The 16,946-nt window shown below is 69.0% G+C and carries 16 protein-coding genes and 1 riboswitch; of the genes, 7 read left to right on the top strand and 9 right to left on the bottom strand.

Going from position 1 to position 16,946, the window contains the following annotated elements; translation table 11 throughout:
• Positions 1–11: 11 nt before the first annotated feature.
• From cobG to ACSQ3M_RS24225, 6 genes are read right to left on the bottom strand one after another with little or no spacing between them, the layout of a single operon-like run.
• Positions 12–1,298 (bottom strand): precorrin-3B synthase, encoded by a 1,287-nt coding sequence (gene cobG, locus ACSQ3M_RS24250; RefSeq protein WP_436152639.1) that lies wholly within the window; start codon positions 1,296–1,298, stop codon positions 12–14.
• Positions 1,295–4,822 (bottom strand): cobaltochelatase subunit CobN, encoded by a 3,528-nt coding sequence (cobN, locus tag ACSQ3M_RS24245; protein WP_436152638.1) that lies wholly within the window; start codon positions 4,820–4,822, stop codon positions 1,295–1,297. The genes cobG and cobN overlap by 4 nt, the downstream gene beginning before the upstream one ends.
• Positions 4,823–4,826: 4 nt before the next feature.
• Positions 4,827–5,876, bottom strand: a complete 1,050-nt coding sequence (gene cobW, locus ACSQ3M_RS24240) for a cobalamin biosynthesis protein CobW (RefSeq protein WP_436152637.1) — start codon at positions 5,874–5,876, stop codon at positions 4,827–4,829.
• Positions 5,873–6,298 carry a DUF1636 family protein gene (locus ACSQ3M_RS24235; protein WP_436152636.1) on the bottom strand — a complete coding sequence of 142 codons (426 nt, stop codon included), beginning with the start codon at positions 6,296–6,298 and terminating at the stop codon, positions 5,873–5,875. Before ACSQ3M_RS24235 ends, cobW begins: the two co-directional genes overlap by 4 nt.
• 46 nt (positions 6,299–6,344) lie before the next feature.
• Positions 6,345–7,100 carry a CbtA family protein gene (locus ACSQ3M_RS24230; protein ID WP_436152635.1) on the bottom strand — a complete coding sequence of 252 codons (756 nt, stop codon included), beginning with the start codon at positions 7,098–7,100 and terminating at the stop codon, positions 6,345–6,347.
• A gap of 10 nt (positions 7,101–7,110) precedes the next feature.
• On the bottom strand, positions 7,111–7,284 hold the full coding sequence (locus tag ACSQ3M_RS24225) for a CbtB domain-containing protein (RefSeq protein WP_436152634.1): 174 nt from the start codon (positions 7,282–7,284) through the stop codon (positions 7,111–7,113).
• A 35-nt stretch (positions 7,285–7,319) separates the two neighbouring features.
• Positions 7,320–7,503, bottom strand: a riboswitch (cobalamin riboswitch).
• A 58-nt stretch (positions 7,504–7,561) separates the two neighbouring features.
• Between ACSQ3M_RS24225 and cobU the strand changes: the two genes are divergently transcribed.
• The gene (cobU, locus tag ACSQ3M_RS24220; RefSeq protein ID WP_436152633.1) at positions 7,562–8,074 is read left to right on the top strand and encodes a bifunctional adenosylcobinamide kinase/adenosylcobinamide-phosphate guanylyltransferase; all 513 of its coding nucleotides are present in this window, start codon (positions 7,562–7,564) and stop codon (positions 8,072–8,074) included.
• Positions 8,075–8,076: 2 nt separating this feature from the next.
• The gene (gene cobO, locus ACSQ3M_RS24215) at positions 8,077–8,685 is read left to right on the top strand and encodes a cob(I)yrinic acid a,c-diamide adenosyltransferase (protein WP_436152632.1); all 609 of its coding nucleotides are present in this window, start codon (positions 8,077–8,079) and stop codon (positions 8,683–8,685) included.
• On the opposite strand, the gene cbiB is transcribed toward cobO, so the two are convergent.
• Positions 8,682–9,662 (bottom strand): adenosylcobinamide-phosphate synthase CbiB, encoded by a 981-nt coding sequence (gene cbiB / locus ACSQ3M_RS24210; protein ID WP_436152631.1) that lies wholly within the window; start codon positions 9,660–9,662, stop codon positions 8,682–8,684. The genes cobO and cbiB overlap by 4 nt on opposite strands.
• On the opposite strand from cbiB, the gene cobD reads away from it, so the two are divergent.
• Positions 9,661–10,665, top strand: coding sequence for a threonine-phosphate decarboxylase CobD (cobD, locus tag ACSQ3M_RS24205; protein WP_436152630.1), 1,005 nt, complete (start codon positions 9,661–9,663; stop codon positions 10,663–10,665). The genes cbiB and cobD overlap by 2 nt on opposite strands.
• Before the next feature lie 105 nt (positions 10,666–10,770).
• Positions 10,771–11,742 carry a D-2-hydroxyacid dehydrogenase gene (locus tag ACSQ3M_RS24200; protein WP_436152629.1) on the top strand — a complete coding sequence of 324 codons (972 nt, stop codon included), beginning with the start codon at positions 10,771–10,773 and terminating at the stop codon, positions 11,740–11,742.
• Between the two features lie 165 nt (positions 11,743–11,907).
• Here the strand turns inward: ACSQ3M_RS24200 and ACSQ3M_RS24195 are convergent, their stop codons facing one another.
• A complete protein-coding gene (locus tag ACSQ3M_RS24195; RefSeq protein ID WP_436152628.1) occupies positions 11,908–12,882 on the bottom strand; it encodes an alpha/beta fold hydrolase in 975 nt (324 codons plus the stop codon).
• 123 nt (positions 12,883–13,005) lie between these two features.
• On the opposite strand from ACSQ3M_RS24195, the gene ACSQ3M_RS24190 reads away from it, so the two are divergent.
• Positions 13,006–13,920: a LysR family transcriptional regulator gene (locus ACSQ3M_RS24190; protein WP_436152627.1), complete on the top strand. Its 915-nt coding sequence runs from the start codon at positions 13,006–13,008 to the stop codon at positions 13,918–13,920.
• Between the two features lie 32 nt (positions 13,921–13,952).
• Here the strand turns inward: ACSQ3M_RS24190 and ACSQ3M_RS24185 are convergent, their stop codons facing one another.
• Positions 13,953–14,951: a hypothetical protein gene (locus ACSQ3M_RS24185; RefSeq protein ID WP_436152626.1), complete on the bottom strand. Its 999-nt coding sequence runs from the start codon at positions 14,949–14,951 to the stop codon at positions 13,953–13,955.
• A 295-nt stretch (positions 14,952–15,246) separates the two neighbouring features.
• Here ACSQ3M_RS24185 and ACSQ3M_RS24180 point away from each other — a divergent pair, with 295 nt between their 5' ends.
• The gene (locus ACSQ3M_RS24180; RefSeq protein WP_436152625.1) at positions 15,247–15,882 is read left to right on the top strand and encodes an OmpA family protein; all 636 of its coding nucleotides are present in this window, start codon (positions 15,247–15,249) and stop codon (positions 15,880–15,882) included.
• A gap of 47 nt (positions 15,883–15,929) precedes the next feature.
• Positions 15,930–16,880 (top strand): hypothetical protein, encoded by a 951-nt coding sequence (locus ACSQ3M_RS24175; RefSeq protein ID WP_436152624.1) that lies wholly within the window; start codon positions 15,930–15,932, stop codon positions 16,878–16,880.
• Positions 16,881–16,946: the final 66 nt, after the last annotated feature.

The raw sequence follows: 16,946 nt of genomic DNA, 5'->3' as shown, positions 1-16,946 counted from the left end.
GATACCTGTCTTCAACCAGTATGGGCGGCGTCCAGCCGCGCGCGGATGTCCTGACCCGGTTCGAGCCGGCGCACAAGTTCTCTCAATGAAAGCCGGGCCATGGCGGCATCGCCGGCGCCGCCTGAGACGATCACGTCGTAGTGGCCATCGCGGCCGACCAGCGTGAGATCGGCGCGGCCGGGATGGGCACAGGATTTGGCGCAGCCGGAGACGTGGAGGCTGAGGCCATCGGCGAGCAGCGGGGCGAGCGCGTCGGCCAGCACTGCGGCATCAGCCAACGCTGGAGCCTCGCCGCGCGCGCAGGCCGGTGCACCGGTGCAGGCCGAGACCGAAAGGCGCGGGTCGTCCGGCTCGACGACGAGGCCTTCGCTTCGAAGAGCAGCTCGCAAGGCGCCCGCTGTGTCGGCCGGAAGGCCGCAGAAGGCGAGCCCGCGCCAGGGCGAAAGCCTGATCTCGCGGACGCCGGCTTCGCGGGCGAGCCCGGCGATCCGCGTGAGCCCCTTGGTGTCTGTACGGCCGAAAGGCAGGGCAGACAGCACGGCGACCAGGTCGTCTCGCTCGGCGGTGAGGCCGACCGGATGGGGTTCGGCTCGAACGGGCGGAGCAGCCATAGGCATAAGTACGCATGATGCGGCCAGCGCGGTCAGCGCCTCCGGATCGAGATCGCGCATGCGGCGGATCTGCTCTGGGTTGCGTCGGGTGACAGCGACGAAGCCGTCCAGCAACCGGACCGTGAGCGCCGGCGCCTCATCCAGGCGAGTCGGCCCGAACCAGAGGTCGCCCGGCAACCCGAATGCGACCATCTCTGCCGCGACGGCGCGCAGTCTGAAGTCAACGGCGAAGCCATCGAGCGCCAATGTGCCGCCGCCATCGACGACAATCGAGAATTTCGCAGGCAGGCCGGCGACGCTGCGGCCGGCGTGCTCGACCGTCTTCGCGAGCGCGGCGGCATCGAGCAACTCGTCCGCGGCCCGGCCAGCGAGCGGCGAGGTCAGCGTAAGCCGGTTCGGGCCGTCGCCATCGGCTTCGTCGACGAGCCCGGCAGCCAGCAGATCATCGACCAGCGCCGGATGCGCCTCCTCGCGGATGCCACGCAATTGCAGATTGCCGCGGCCGGAGATCTCGATCTGGCCATTGCCGTGCCGGGCCGCCAGTTCGGCGAGATGGGTAAGCTGGTCAGGCGTCAGCGTATTGCGTGGCGGATGCAGGCGCACCAGCAAACCGTCGCCGGTCAGCATCGGCCGCAAGGTGCCCGGGCACCAGCCGCGCCGCATCGTCTCGCGGGCCGGGGCGCTCATTCGGCGGTCTCCTGTCCGGAGAGCATCGTCGCCGAGTTCAAACGGCTGTGCCAGAGCCCGCGCTCCTGCGCCTCGGTGAGGCGCGAGCGGATCGAAGCGGCGGCCGGTGCATTCGCCTTTTCCAGCGCCTGCCAGACGGCGGGATCGCCGCAATAAGCCTGGAACACCGCATCGAACAGCGCATTGGAGACCGCATCCGTGCTCGCGGCGTAGACGAAGAGCGCATCGACCGCCTCGGCGAGTTCCGCCGCGCCGCGCCAGCCATGGGCGAGATGGCTCGCGATCCATTGGGGATGGCAGAGCCGGCCATGGACGATGCGCGAAACGTCTTCGGCCAGCGTTCTGGCTCTCGGTTTCTCCGGATCGGAGGTGTCGAGGCTGTAGAGCGCCGCCTCGCCGCCTTGCGCCTGCATCGCCGCGACGAAGCCGCCGATCACGTCGGCGGCGCTGGTCGCTTCGAGGATGTCGCGCCCGGCCGTGTCGCTGACATGGACGAAGGCCTGCGCGTCGGCGACGCGAACGGCGAAGCTCTCATCGGGCGCGGCCGAGCCGTCCGGCCCGCCATAGGCATGGCTGGTGGCGGCGAGATAGGCGGCGCCGAGCTCGGCCCGCGTCTGCCAGTCGCCATCGAGCGCCCGGTCGGCCGTGGCAGCACCATAGCGGCCGGGTGCGGCGCCGAAGATGCGGGCTCCTGTCTCGCCCCTGCGGCGGGCGGCCGCGGGCTCGTTCCATTCGTCAGGCTCGTCGAGCGCCGCGACGCCGCGCGCTGCTGCATCGAGCAGAGCGATCTGCGCCGGGAAGGTATCGCGGAAGGCGCCGGAAATGCGGATGGTCAGGTCGGCACGCGGCGCGGCGAGCTTCGCCTGCGGGATGATCGAAAAGCCGGTGACGCGGGTCGAGCCATGGTCCCAGAGCGGTGCGGCGCCCATCAGGTGCAGGGCATGGGCGATGTCCTCGCCACCCGAGCGCAATGTCGGCGAGGCCCAGAGGTCCATCACGATCCGGCGCGGATAGTCGCCCTCGTCCTGGAGATGGCGGGCGATGATCGCCTGCGCCGCACTGGCACCGAGCTTTGCGGCCGAGCGCGTCGGCAGGGCACGCGGGTCGAGCGTCGAGAGATTGCGCCCGCTCGGCAAAACGTCGGGCCGGCCGCGATGCGGTGCGCCGGCCGGGCCGGGCGGCACGAAGCCGGCATCGAGCGCCTTCAGCAGGTTGCGGCGCTCGCTCTCGGCGGAGGCCGGGTCGGCTTCGGAATGACCGAAGATATGCAGCCCGTCGCGAAAAGCGGTCTCGGCGAGATCGCAGAGATGGGCGTCGAGCGCCGCGAGTGCGCTCGGCATGTCCTGATCGGGCGTGACGCCGCTGGCTGCGGCGAGGCCACTCGCCTGCGCCCGGTCGAGAATCTCGCGTGCGACCAGCTCGGCCCGGCGCGGATCGAGTACCTGCGCCTGCGAATATTCCTCGACGAGATCGCGCAGCAGCGCCGCTTCGCCGGCAGCATCGTGAGCCGCTAGCGGCGGCGGCAGATGGCCGAGCGTTAAGGCCGAGAGCCGGCGTTTGGCCGGCGCGGCTTCGCCGGGATCGTCGACGACATAGGGATAGATCACCGGCAGGGCGCCGACCGCCAGCCGCGGCCAGCAGGCGGCCGAGAGCGCGACGGCCTTGCCGGGCAGCCATTCGGTCGTGCCATGGGTGCCGAGATGGATCAGCGCGTCGGCGCGCAGGATCTCGCGCAGGCCGAGATAGAAGGCGAGATAGGCGTGGCCCGGCGGCGCGTCAGGGTCGTGATAGCGCGCCTTGCGGTCGGGCGAAGCATCGCGCGGTGGCTGCAGGGCGATGGCGAGCTTGCCGAAACGGACGAGCCGGAAGCGGAAGGCCTCGCCGTCGCAGCCCGGGTCGGCTTCGGGTTGGCCGTGGCTCGCGAGGAGCGCTTCGCGGGCAGCGGCAGGGATGGCTGCGAGCCAGGCGCGATAGCTGGCGAGTGGGACGGCGAAGTCAGCCGGGCCCTCGGTGAGGGCCTGCATGAGATCCGCGCCGCCCACGGTGACAGGGCCGGATGGAGCGGGTCCGGCGTCATATCCGGCCTCACCCAGCAGTTCCCGGATCGCTAGCGCGCTCGCCGGCGTGTCGAGGCCGACAGCGAAGCCGGCGCGGCCGCCGCGGGCGGGATAGTCGGACATCACTAGCGCGATTTGGCGCTCGCTACGCGGCTTGCGACCGAGCGCGACCCAGTTCGCGGCGAGATCGGCGAGCGCCGCGATGCCCATCGGATAGGGCGTCAATCGCCGCAGCACCAAACCCGTTGCCGGATCGGCGATCTCCTCCTTGAAGGCGACGGGGATGGCGCCGAGCCGGCCGTCGAATTCCGGCAGCGCCGCCTGCATGGAAAGGTCGGCGGCGGAGAGCCCACGCGGCGAAGCCTCCCACGCCTCGAGCACGCTGCCGACCGGCACGGCCTGCAGGATCGGGCAGTCGGCAGCATCGAGCACGAATTCGGCGCCGTCGCGGGCCGAGAAGGCGGTGGTGGTGACGATCAGTGCTGGCTTGCGTGCCGCGATCAGCGCGGCGAGTTCTGCCGTGACGCTTTCGTCCTTGAGGCTGGTCAGGGCGAGCGGCAGGGGGCTGAGGCCCCGCTCGGCGAGAGCCGCTGCGATCGCTTCGACCATCGCCGTATCCCCGGCGGCTACGCCGGAGCGGTAGACGAGGATAGGGACGAGCGGTGAGTCTACCGGCAGGGCGGTGAGGGCCTTGCGCCAAGGTAGGGGCGTGGCGTTGGGGCCAAGAGCGAAGAGGGTGGGGAGCGCGATCGGAGCGAGGTCACGCTGGCTCTCATCCCCCTGCCGGGACCTTCTCCCCCGAGGGGAGAAGGGGTCTGTCATCGACGCCTCTTCCTTCTCCCCTCGGGGGAGAAGGTGGCCCGGCGAAGCCGGGTCGGATGAGGGCAGCGCCGCGAGATAACCGTCCACCCGCCAGAGCAGCCGCCGCATGTTCTGCGCACCGCCGCCGGCATGGAAATAGCCGAGCAACTCCGCCGCGAATGCGGGCGGCACCGTGCCATAGCCGGCGAGCCGTTCGTCCTCGCGATCGTCGCCCGGCAGCACCGCCAGTGCGATGCCATGCTGCCGGCAGGCGCTGGCGATCTGCTCGACGCCATAGCGCAGATAGTCGAGCCCGCCGAGGCAGCGCAGCAGCACGAAGCGTGAGCCGGCGAGCGTCTTCTCGATCAGGAGGTCGATCGAGAGCGGATGCCTGAAGCGCCTGAGCGGCACGAGGCGGAGCGAAAATGCCGAGCCTCCACCGTCATGCTCGCCCTTGTGGCGAGCATCCACGTCTCGAACACCGTCCTCGACCAGCGAAGACGTGGATGGTCGGGACAGGCCCGACCATGACGAATAGGCTGCCGCCAGCGCCGACAGGTCGCTGTCGCTGAAGGAGAGGACGACGAGGTCTCCCGGCGGCAGAGCGAGGTCGACGGCGTCTTCGCCGTCGTCGAGCCTCACCTCGCTGGTCGGGAGGAGGTGCATCGCATTATCCGGCGAGCGCCGCTTCCACGGCGGCGCGGTCGAAGCCCTTGAGACCGATCACCACGAGGCGGCCGTCGCGCGCTTCTTCAGCGCCCCAGGCCCGGTCGTAGTGATGGCCGACACGCCGGCCAACGCCCTGCACCACAAGCCGCATCGGCTTGCCGGGGATGCCGGCGAAGCCCTTGAGGCGCAGCACGCCCTCGGCCTCGGCCGCCTTGGCGAGGCGGGCGACGAGTTCCTCCGGCGAGGCCGCCTGCGGCAGCGGCAGCGCGACGCTGTCGAAATCGTCATGGTCGTGGTCTTCGCCCTCGCCGTGATGCGAAGGACGCGCCGCCAGATCGGCCTCGGCTGCAGCGCCCAGCCCGATGATCAGCGCCGGCTCGACCTTGCCATGGGCCGTCTCGACCACCTTGATCGCCTTGGGCAAATGCTGGGCGATCTCGGCCTTGACCCGCTCGCGGCCGGCCGCGTCGAGGATGTCGCTCTTGTTGAGCAGGATCAGGTCGGCGCAGAGAATCTGGTCCTCGAACACCTCCTCCAGCGGGTTGTCGTGGTCGACCGCCTGGTCCTGCGCCGCCTGCGCCTTCAGCGCTTCCGGATCATCGGCGAACTGGCCCTCGGCCACTGCCGGCCCGTCGACCACGGCGATGACGCCGTCGACGGTGACGCGTGAGCGGATCGCCGGCCAGTTGAAGGCTTTCACCAGGGGCTTGGGCAAAGCAAGGCCCGAGGTCTCGATCAGGATGTGCTGCGGCGGGTTCGGCCGGTTCAAAAGCTTCTCAAGCGCCGGCACGAAATCATCGGCGACGGTGCAGCAGATGCAGCCATTCGGCAATTCGACGATGTCCTCCTGCGTGCAGCCCTCGATGCCACAGCCGGCGATGAAGGAGCCGTCGAAGCCGAGATCGCCGAACTCGTTGACCAGCACGGCGAGGCGCTTGCCGCCGGCGTTCTCGAGCAGATGGCGGACGAGCGTGGTCTTACCGGCGCCGAGGAAGCCGGTGATGATCGTGCACGGCACCTTGCCGAGCGCGGTATTCTGCGGAGCGTTCATTGATCTGATCCTTGCTGGCGCGGCAAAGGCGGCACGCGCGCGACCACGCCCTTGCGGAACGAGACGGGTCTTTCTTTCCAGGGAACGATGCCATTGGCGCTGGCGGCAAAGCTTTCCGCCGCACCGACGATCTCGTCGAGATGAAGACCGGCGTCGAGATCGCCGATCAGATAGGTCCATTTGCCGTCGGCCGTGAGCGCGATCGTGCAGGGCCGCTTGCAGACGGCCAGGCACTCGACCGGGATGACGGCAATGCCGCTGCCGGCCATGCGTTCGGAGAGCGCCGCGGCCAAGCCGATGCCGGGCTGGTCATAACCCTCCGGCAGGTCCTCGCGCTGGCGCCGGCAGACGGTGCAGACATGGATGGTACAGCCCGGCTCCAGCCGGGCTTGCGTCGCGAGGGCGAGATCGCCTTCGAGCATGAACGCCTCCTTGGATTGGCGCGGCCGTCGCCGGCCGCGCGAGGCGTCAGGCCGCCGCTGTCGCGGCGCTGCGGCGCGCAAGCCACGGCCAGAGCACGCCGACGGCAAAACCGGTGGCAAGCCAGAGCGCGGCCTGGATGGCGAGCGAGAGCGCGGCGAAATGCGCGGCGATCTCGGCTGGCACCTTGCTTTCCGGCGCGGCCGGGTGCGGCGCGCCGATCAGATGCGGCAGCAGCAGTGCCAGCACGGCGAGCGCCCGGGCCCAGGAGGCTTCGACCCGCAGGAACACGAAGAGCGCGCCGGCAGTGACCACGGCCGTCAGCAGCCACCAGAGCTGGCGTTGCTGGAGCTCGGCTGCAGCGGAGCCCGGCAGTTCCGGCGCCAGCCCCATCGCCGGAGCGAGCCCGAAGGCGAGGAAACCGCAGATGGCCCAAGCGAGCGACCGGCGCTGGTCGATCTGCTCGTTGGCCGCGATCATCCCGGCAAGCAGCAATGCGGCGAAGCCGATCGCGGTCGCAATCGTCACCAGGCTGGTGAAGGCGGTGCGCTGCAAGCCGTCCTGCGGCTTCCATTCGTGCTCGCCGGTGTGTTCCGCCCCGGCTTTCGGGTCGTTATGGACGAGAATGATGCGGGCGTCGCCGGTGAAGGCGGCCTGCATCGGGGCGCCTTGCACACGCAGCGCCGCCTCATAGGTCTCGGCCTTGAGGATCAGCGGGGTGGTGGTGACGTGCTGGAGTGCCGAGATCAGCAGCCCAGCCAAGAGCCCGGCCAGGATGCTGACCGTGAGAACACGCGTGACCATGTGCTTCCCCTCAATGGCAGGGGAAGGCGAGGCCGTGACGCGTGTCGTGCGCCGCGTTGTGGATATTGGACGAGGCGGCGAAGCCGACGGTGTAGATCAGCACGAAGCCGAGGATCAGCGCGGCGGCGACGGCTTTCGCTCGTTCCGAGACGCTGGCCTGGCTGGTAACGGTTGCGGTGTTCATTGGCTCACTCCTGGCCACCCCACCGGCAGCCTGTTGGACGACATCGAATGACGGCAGGTCTCCTGGCTCGCGGGTCTGATGTCCTGCGCCGCCTTCCCGGTCGAAAAACCAGTGGCCGATGGCGCGGAACTCGCCGCTTACAGTTGCGGGGGCAGCCGCGGTCCTTCACCGCGTTCCCTTTTCACCTCGTCGTCGAGGCACCGTCATGGATGATCATTAGCCATCCGGTGGTCGCTGTGCAATGCAATGCCCGACTGGAAAGCGCATGGCGGCTCACATGACCCTTCCCCCGCTCACCCTCGTCCTCGGCGGCGCCCGCTCCGGCAAGAGCCGTCATGCCGAGGCGCTGATCGAGGCACTGCCGCCCGCCTGGACCTATATCGCCACCGCCCAGGCCTATGACGACGAGATGCGTGCCCGCATCGCCGAGCATCGCGCCCGCCGGTCCCGCGATTGGCAAACGGTCGACGCCCCGGTCGCCCTGCCGGAGGCGATCCGCAATGCCCGGACTGGGCAGCCCATCCTGGTCGATTGCCTGACGCTCTGGCTGACCAATCTGCTGCTCGCCGAGCGCGATATCGCGATCGCGACGGGCGAGCTTATCGCGGCCTGCCGCGAGGCGACGGCACCGGTCGTGCTGGTCTCGAACGAGGTCGGGCTGGGCATCGTGCCGGACAATGCGCTCGCCCGCCGCTTCCGCGACGAGGCCGGCCGCTTGCATCAGCGCCTTGCGGCGCAGGCCGGGCGCGTGGTCTTCATGGTCGCCGGATTGCCGATGCAGGTGAAGTAGCGATGGACGAGACCGAGGACGCCGCCCGCCACAAAGCGAAGATGGCCAAGCGCAAGGCGGTTCAGGACGCGGAGGTCGCCGGCAAGACGCTCGAAAAAGGCCTGCTGATCGTCAACACCGGCCCGGGCAAGGGCAAGTCGACCGCCGCCTTCGGTTTGATCCTGCGCGCGCTCGGCCATGGCTGGCGCATCGGCGTCGTGCAGTTCATCAAGGGCGCCTGGTCGACCGGCGAGCGCAAGGCGCTGGACGCATTCGGCGACCAGGTCTCCTGGCACTCCATGGGCGAGGGCTTCACCTGGGAGACGCAGGACAAGGCCCGCGACATTGCCGCCGCGACCCGCGCCTTCGACAAGGCGAAGGAACTGATGGCGGATGAGAGCATCCGGCTATTGGTGCTGGACGAGCTCAACATCGCCCTGCGCTACGACTATCTGCCGCTCGCGGAGGTGGTCGCGACGTTGGCTGCTCGTCGCTCCGACCTGCACATCGTCGTCACCGGCCGCAACGCCAAGCCGGAGCTGACCGAGGCCGCTGACCTCGTGACGGAAATGACGCTGGTGAAGCACCATTTTGCCGCCGGCGTGAAGGCGCAGGAAGGGATCGAGTTCTAGAGGGCGAGCGCGGCGAGGCTTCCAGCTGCCGCCAACCCCCAAAGGAACAGGCAGGCGCGCCGGTAGAGGGTGAGCGCCCGCCGAATGTCCGCCGCCGTCGCCTCCGCCCTGCCATCGCCCATCCAGCCATCCTCGACCCTGACCGATCCGTAGACGCGTGGCCCGGCGAGGCGAAGCCCGAGCGCCCCCGCCATCGCTGCCTCCGGCCAGCCGGCATTGGGCGAGCGATGGCGCTGGGCGTCGCGTCGCACCGCGCGCCAGGCCGTGCCGGCATCGGCATTTCGATCAAGCGCCGCGGCGGCGATTAGCAGCAAGGCAGTCAGCCGCGAGGCCGGCAGGTTGACGAGATCGTCGAGCCGCGCCGCAGCCCAGCCGAAGGCGAGATGGCGCGGGTGCTTGTGGCCGATCATAGAATCGGCGGTGTTGATCGCCTTGTAGAGCGCGCCGCCCGGCAGGCCGCCGGCGCCGAGCCAGAAGGCCGGCGCCACCACCCCGTCGGAAAAATTCTCGGCCAGGCTCTCGATCGCGGCACGCGCCACCCCGGCTTCGTCGAGGCTCTCCGGATCGCGGCCGACGATCATCGATACTGCCTTGCGCCCGCCGGCGAGGCCGTCCCGCTCAAGCCCTGCGGCGACATCGGCGACATGGTCATGGAGGCTGCGCTGAGCCAGCAGCGTCGAGGCCAGCAGCGCCAGCGGCAGCAAAGCGAGGACGCCGGCGAGACGGCAGAGCGCAACGAGGGCCAGAGCGGCGGCCAGCGTCACGCCGAGCAGGATCAATAACGCCGCGACGCCGGCCATCCGCCGCACCGCGAAGCTCGCCGACTCGCGGTTCAAGCTCCGGTCGAGCCAGGCGATCAGCCCGCCGATCCAGGTGACGGGATGGCCGATCCATGCGAACAGGCGCGCCGGATAGCCGATCGCTGCCTCGGTCACGAGGGCGGCGAGAAGCAGCGGCAGGCTTTCGGAGAGCGACATGGCGGCCGGGGAGACGAAGGAGACGATCTGGCACGGCGGCGATCTCGCCACGGCCAAGGCGCTGTTTCCGCAGGCGCCAAAACCCTGGATCGATCTCTCGACCGGTATCAACCCGATCCCCTATCCGCTTCCGGAGCTGCCGTTAAGCCTTTGGCAGCGCTTGCCGGGCACGGCCGAGGAGGCAATGCTGCTGGCGGCGGCCCGCGAGGCTTATCGCGCTCGCCCCGAAAGCGGCGTCGTCGCCGCACCGGGCACGCAGATCCTGATCGAATTGCTGCCGCGTCTGGTACCCGCTGCGAACGTCGCCGTGCTCGGGCCGACCTATGGCGAGCATGCGCCGGCCTGGCGCAAGGTGGGTGCCGAGGTGCGCGAGATCGCCGACTTCGCCGAAGTCGGCGACGCCAATGTCGTCGTGCTGGTCAATCCGAACAATCCGGACGGGCGCATCGTTGCGTGTGAGACGCTGGTCGAACTGGCTGGGGCGTTGGCTGCGCGGGGCGGGTTGCTAGTCGTCGATGAGGCCTTTGCCGACTTTGCGCCCGAGATGAGTCTGTTGCCGACCCTGCCGGAGGGGGCACTGGTGCTGCGTTCCTTCGGCAAGGCCTATGGGCTGGCCGGCCTCCGCCTCGGTTTCGCGATCGGTGAACCGCGCCTGACTGACGCTTTGCATACTATGCTCGGACCCTGGGCCGTGGCTGGGCCGGCCTTGCATGTCGGGGCTGTTGCGCTGCGCGATGCGGCGTGGCTCTCGACCACGGCTGAAGCCCGCGCCGCTGACGCCGGACGGCTCGATGCCCTGCTTGCACCACTCGGCCGGGTCGTAGGTGGGGCCGTTCTCTACCGCCTGCTCGAGATGTCGCGCGCGGCGTCCCTGTTCGAGCGGCTCGGCCGGGCCGGGGTCTATGTCCGTCGCTTCCAGCACGATCCTTCGCGCCTACGCTTCGGCCTGCCGGGCGATGAGGCCGCGTGGGCGCGGCTGGCGGATGCGCTCGCATCGGCCTGAACTCCGCTGCGCGGCTGCCGCAGCGGGTGCATGCGGGTGAGTGCGGGACGAAGCGACGCCCCGTCGCTATCGTCAGGTGATTCCAGCCATCCGGAGACGAAGAGCATGCAGCCCTGGCCGAAGCAGTCCGCGCTCACCATCGGCTTCGCGCATGCGGCCTATCAGTTGCGCGAAGAGTATCTGGCCCGCAATGGCGCGGCGGCGAGCTTCGAGGTGCGGACCGTCGAGGACCTCAAGGCCCGCGCCCATGAGGCCGATGTGCTGGTCGTCTCCGGCCTCTGGCGCAACGACATGCTGGCGGGCTTGAGCAAGCTGCGCTTCATCCAGTCGATCAGCGCCGGCACCGACCAGTTCGATAAGCAAAAGCTGGCCGCGGCGGGTGTTCGCCTCGCCAGTGCCCAGGGCGGCAATGAGCGCGCCGTCGCCGAGCATGCGATCTCGCTGATCCTGGCGCTGGCGCGCCAGCTCCATCTCGCCCGCGACAACCAGGCCAAGCGATTCTGGCGGCCGATGATCGGCGATCGCTCCCGCCGCGAGGACGAGCTTGGCGGCCGTACGCTGGTGATCGTCGGGCTCGGCCGCATCGGCCTCCGCCTCGCGGCGATCGCCTCGGCCTTCGGCATGCGCGTCATCGGCGTGCGCCGCCGGCCTGGCTCGGAGCCGAATGTCGAGCGGATCGTGCTGCCGGCAGAACTGCACGCCGCGCTGGCGCAGGCCGATTTCGTCGCGCTGACTTGCCCGCTGACGCCGGAGACGGAGGGGCTGATCGACGCCGCTGCGCTCGCCGCGATGAAGCCATCAGCCAACCTGATCAATGTCGCGCGTGGCCGCGTCGTCGACGAGCCGGCGCTGATTGCCGCGCTCGAGGCCGGCCGGATTGCCGGCGCCGGCATCGACTGCGTCTATGAGGAGCCGCTGCCTGCAACCTCGCCGCTTTGGGCAATGCCGCAGGTATTGCTGACCCCGCACAGCGCCGGCGAAACCCGCGCCTATGAGGGCAACGTCATCGACATCCTGCTCGACAATCTCGGTCAGCTGGAACGCGGTGAAGGCGAGTTGCTGAACCAGATCGTCTGAATTGCCGTCATTCCGGGGCAGGCCGATAGGCCTGAGCCCGGAACCCATGAACACAGGTCCTGTTAGTTAGCCGCGGCGGCGGCAGCGCCATTCCTCCTAGGCCTGCGGGTATGGGTTCCGGGCTCGCCGCTGCGCGGCGCCCCGGAAAGATGGCCGCGGCTGCCTTCACACCTTCAGCTTGCGCCCCAGGAAGTCGCGGATCAGCGCCGCGATCTCCTCGCCCTTGTCCTCCAGCGCGAAATGGCCGCTGTCGATCAGGTTCAGCTCGGCCTCGGGCAGGTCGCGCAGATAGGCGCGCGCGCCTTCCGGCGGGAAGATGAAGTCGTTCTTGCCCCAGGCGAGCAGGGTCGGCGGCTTGCGCTCGCGGAAGAAGGCGTGGAACTGCGGGTAGAGCGCGACATTCGTGCGGTAGTCCTTGAACAGGTCGAGATGGATCTCGCTGACGCCGGGCCGGTCGATCAGCATCTGATCGATCAGCCAGCTGTCGGGATCGACCAGGCTCTTGTCCGCGGCGCCGTCGAGATATTGCGAGCGCGTCGCCTCCAGGGTCAGCCCGCCGCGCATCTTTTCGCGCGCCGCCGGCGTGTCGTCGGCCCAGTAGGCCTTCACGGGAACCCAGAAGTCGCGCAGGCCCTCCTCATAGGCGTTGCCGTTCTGGGCGATCAGCGCCGTCACCTGGCCGGGCCGCTTCAGAGCGAGGCGGAAGCCGACCGGCGCGCCGTAATCCATCACATAGAGCGCAAAGCGGTCGATCCTGAGCTCGGTCAGGAACGTGTCGATCAGCTCGGCGAAGCGGGCAAAGCCGTACTTGAAGCTCGCCCGATCCGGCACTGCGCTGTGGCCGAACCCCGGATAATCCGGCGCGATCACCCGATAGCGGTCGGACAGCGCCGGAATGAGGTTGCGGAACATGCGCGAGGAACTCGGGAAACCATGCAGCAGAAGCAGCACCGGCGCATCGGCCGGGCCAGCCTCGCGGTAAAAGAGATCGATGCCGTCGATGCTGACGGTGCGGTGATGCGTGGGCTGCGTCGGTGCCTTTGCCTGCGCCGGGGTGGCGAAGCCGGCGAAGGCTCCGCCGGTGGCGGTCGCGGACAGGGCGACGAAGGCGTCGCGGCGGCTGAATGAATCCTGCGTCATCTGAAGGTTCCTCGCGCTGGCCGGCGACGAGCCGGCCGATTTCGTGAGGGAAACATATGGGCTGACGAAATTCGGCAGAATGGCTATACAAGGAAAGCTATTCTTCCAGAAAATGGAATGACGATGGATCGGTTGGAAGCGATGCGCGTTTTCGTCAGCGCGCTCGACGAGGGCAGCCTGGCCGGTGCGGGACGCAGGCTCGGGCGCTCGGCCCCAGCCGTGACGCGCGCCATCAATGCGCTCGAAGGCCATGTCGGGGCGAGGCTGCTCGACCGCTCCACGCGGATGATCCGTCTCACCGAAGCTGGGGAGCGTTACGCCGCCGCCTGCCGGCGGGTGCTCGTCGATCTGGAGGAGGCTGAGCTGCAGGCGGCTGGCGAGCGCGCCGCGCCGCGCGGCCTTCTCACCTTGACCGCCCCGGTCGTTGCCGGCACGCGCCTCCTGCGCCCGCTGGTCGACGCCTTCCTCGACGAGCAGCCCGAGGTTCAGGTCAGGATGCTGCTCCTGGATCGCGTCGTCAGCCTGCTCGACGAGGGCGTCGATCTCGCCCTGCGCATCGCCCATCTGCCGGATTCGAGCCTGATCGCACTCCGGATCGGCAGCGTGCGCCAGATCGTCTGCGCCGCGCCGTCCTATCTCGCCAAGCATGGCGTGCCGCAGGAGCCGGGCGATCTCGCCGGCCATCGCTGCATCGCGCAGATCCACCCGCTGGCTGGCGAGCTCTGGACCTTCCCGCCCATTTCAGAAGGCGGCCGGCCGCGCCAGGTCAGGGTCAAGCCGCGCCTGATGGTCAGCTCGGTCGAGGCGGCGATCGCTTCCGCGGTCGACGGGCATGGATTGGTGCGCCCGCTTTGCTATCAGGTCGCCGACGAGGTTCGCAGTGGCCGGCTCAAGCTGGTGCTGACGGATTGCGAGCCGGAACTGCTGCCGGTCCATCTCGTCGCGCCGGAAGGCCGGCTCTCCGTCGCCAAGGTCCGCGCCTTTGCCGATTTCGCCTTGCCACGCCTGAAGGCGCGCTTCGCCGAACGAGTCGGCTAGCGCGCCTTGATATCAGAGATGGAGTTCGCAGCTCACCAGCGCGGGCGCGGGCCGTAGCTGCCGTCGCAGCCGACGAGCGGGCCGCCCGGATAGTAGTCGTCGATGACGATATCCGGCATCTGGCAGCCACCGCGCTTGACGCTGCGATTGATGCGACGGCGCTGCTGGCCGTAATCGTCGGTGTCGGCCCAGACGGTGCGGCCGTCGTAGCGTGGCTCCGCCGGCCGATCGAGGGTCGGCTTCTGGGCCGGGCGCGGTGCCTGGGCGCGCTGCGGCGCCTTCTCGGTGGCCTGCTGGCGCACCGGCGCGGCGGCGACATCGGCCGTGTCCTTGCTGTCCTTGCCGGCGACCTGCGAGGCCGGGACGACTGCATCTTCGGCAGTGGCGCGCACCAGCTTCTGGACGCCGGTATCGAGTGCCAGCGTGCGGAAGGAAGCGTCGCCGCAGCCGCCGCAGCGCGCCGGGTCGAGCGGGACGAGATCGACGCGCGCCTTGCCGTCGTCGCTGGCCTGGCCTTCGCCGGCAGCGCGGGCGGCGATCACCACCTTGGCGGCGTCTTCGAGCTGCATCTCGATCAGGGCGGTGCGCAGGCCGCGGGCGCGGCGATAATTGACCACCTCGTCGCCGCCCGAGACCAGGATGGCGAAGGGCGCGCCCTTGGGGGCATTGCCGCGGAAGACGTCGCGCAGCTGGGTGATGGCACGGCGTGCGTCGGAGGTGACGTCCCAGCTGCCGGGCGCGAACGGAATCTGGCGCGTCGTCATGATCTCGCGGGCCGCCTGGGCGACGCCGAACGAGACCGTGCGCGAGGAGAATTCCAGCTTCAGCGACTGCGGCCGCTCGGCGATCTTTGGCGCATCGGAGTTACCTCCGCTGGCCTGCGCCAGCTGGGTCGCCGCGGCGCCGGGCGCGCCTTCGCGCTCGGACTGGGCGAAGGTCGCGCCTGCCGAGACCAGGATGGCAAGCGCGGCGACGGCGAAGCGCAGGCGGCTGCTGCGCTGACGGGCGGTCTGGTCGAGCTGGAAGCCCATGGCGGGTCTCCTCATGAACGGGTGTGCGCTGGGCACGTTGTCAGGCCCTTGGCGAACCTTGAGCCGGTTTCGCGAATGCACGCGCAAAGTCGGAGCGTCTGTGATGAACGCGCGCGCGTAGGAGGCCGCGCATTCATCCACTGTTCAGGAAAAAATGCAGCTCGCTGCGAAAATCCGGCAAACAGTGGCAAAGCTCGGGCAACGTCATTGTTGCGCCCCGCCTTCACCCGACCGGGCCGTCGCATTGTCGAGGCTACAGGACTATGCGAAGAGAGGGTAAACAGGGGGTCTGGCTATGAAGAACGCAGATGAGCGCAAGGACAACATCGAGCTTCCGCAGATGATGTCCCGCCGCGCGCTCGGCGGATTCGTCCTTTCGCTGCCGCTGCTCAGCGCCGTTCCTGCATTGGCGCAGACTGATCAGGGCGCGACCAACATCCTGCGTTCGCTGGCACCGCATGATCGCGTACCGGGCCGCTCAGGTGGTAGCGCAAGTGGTGGCGGCAGGGTCGTGGTGCGCCGCGTCGCGCCGGTGCCGCGCCGGGTCCATCCACGCGGGTATGGCCAGGATGTCGTGATCGACCTGACCCGCCGCGTCGAGGTCACGGTCTTCTTCGACAACGACTCGGCTTCCTTGCGCCGTGGCGCGGAGGCGACTCTGATGCGGCTCGCTTTGGCGCTGCGCGATCCGATCCTGCTGGATCAGCGCTTCCTGATCGCCGGGCACACCAGCGCCGAGGGCGGCTACGACTACAATGTCGAGCTGTCGCAGGAGCGGGCTGCCGCGGTCCGCGGCTGGCTGGTTTCCTACGGCGAGATCGGACCTGGCCGCCTCGTCGCCCACGGCTTCGGCCCTGACATGCTGCGCAACCCGCGCAGCCCGTATTCACCCGTCAATCGCCGCGTCGAGGTCATTGCCATCACCGGCTGAGTTCTACCGTCTTCCCGAAACAACCATTTGCCTCAGGGGGCACCGTCATGGCTTTGTTCAAGCGTCTCATGCTCGGCTTCGCGTTGCTGATGTCCTTCGCAGCCGTCGCCCACGCTCAATCGCCGAATTCCCGCATCAACCTCCTGGTGATGTCGGATGATGCCGATCCGGATACGGTTCCGCGCAACAACCGCATCTTCAACCGGGTTCAGCTCCAGCTTTCGGAGTATCTGAACACCCGCGGCTTCCAGGTCTATGACGAGACCAGCCTGGCGCTCGGCATCACCCAGACCGCCCGGGTCCGCCGTCGCGACGCCGAGCTGATCGAGATCGCCCGTGCCGTCTCGACCCCGGTCGACGCCATGGTCGTCTACCAGATCTATGCCTCGGCCCGCCGCGCCGTCGCTGCCGACATCCGCTTCCCCGAAATCCGCATCGCCGGCCGCGTGCTCAACGTCCGCTCCGGCCAGTTCATCGCGGCCTTCGAGGTCGGCGGCTTCCAGCTGCCCGCCCTGCCGAACCCCTGCAGCGCCGAGTGCCTGCTCGAGACCGTCGGCACCCAGTCGCGCCTTCTCGCCACCGATCTCGGCGCTGCGATCGCCCAGAAGCTCGAAGGCTTTGCCCGCCCGAGCGGTGGTGCGGCGGCTGTCGGCAAGGACGGCATCGTCCTCGGCGGCGGAGCCGGTGGCGGCCCCGCGCCGGTTGCGGCTGGCGGCGACGGCTGCAACAACCTGCCGACCGATTTCGTGATCCAGCTGCGCGACTTCACCACCACGGAAGTCGACCGGGTTGAGAGCGAGTTCGTCCGCTGGGGTTGCTACCGCGCCCACCGCGCCACGCAGATGACCTCGACCTCGGCCGACTTCTTCTACTCGACGTCCGCCGACTCGGCCCGCTTGACCCGCAATTTCCGCCTGATGATGGAGTTGGTTGGTCTGAACGGCCAGGTCACCTTCTCCGGCAACCGGCTGGTGGTCAGCAAGGTCGCCACCCGCTGATCGAAGGCTGCGGGGTAACCATAAATCCCGGACCCTTCTTGCGAAAATGCCGCCCGGTCGACATCG

This window comes from Allobosea sp. LjRoot90, assembly GCF_964254315.1.
Lineage (GTDB): Bacteria > Pseudomonadota > Alphaproteobacteria > Rhizobiales > Beijerinckiaceae > Allobosea.
This window is presented reverse-complemented; position numbering and strand designations above follow the sequence as displayed.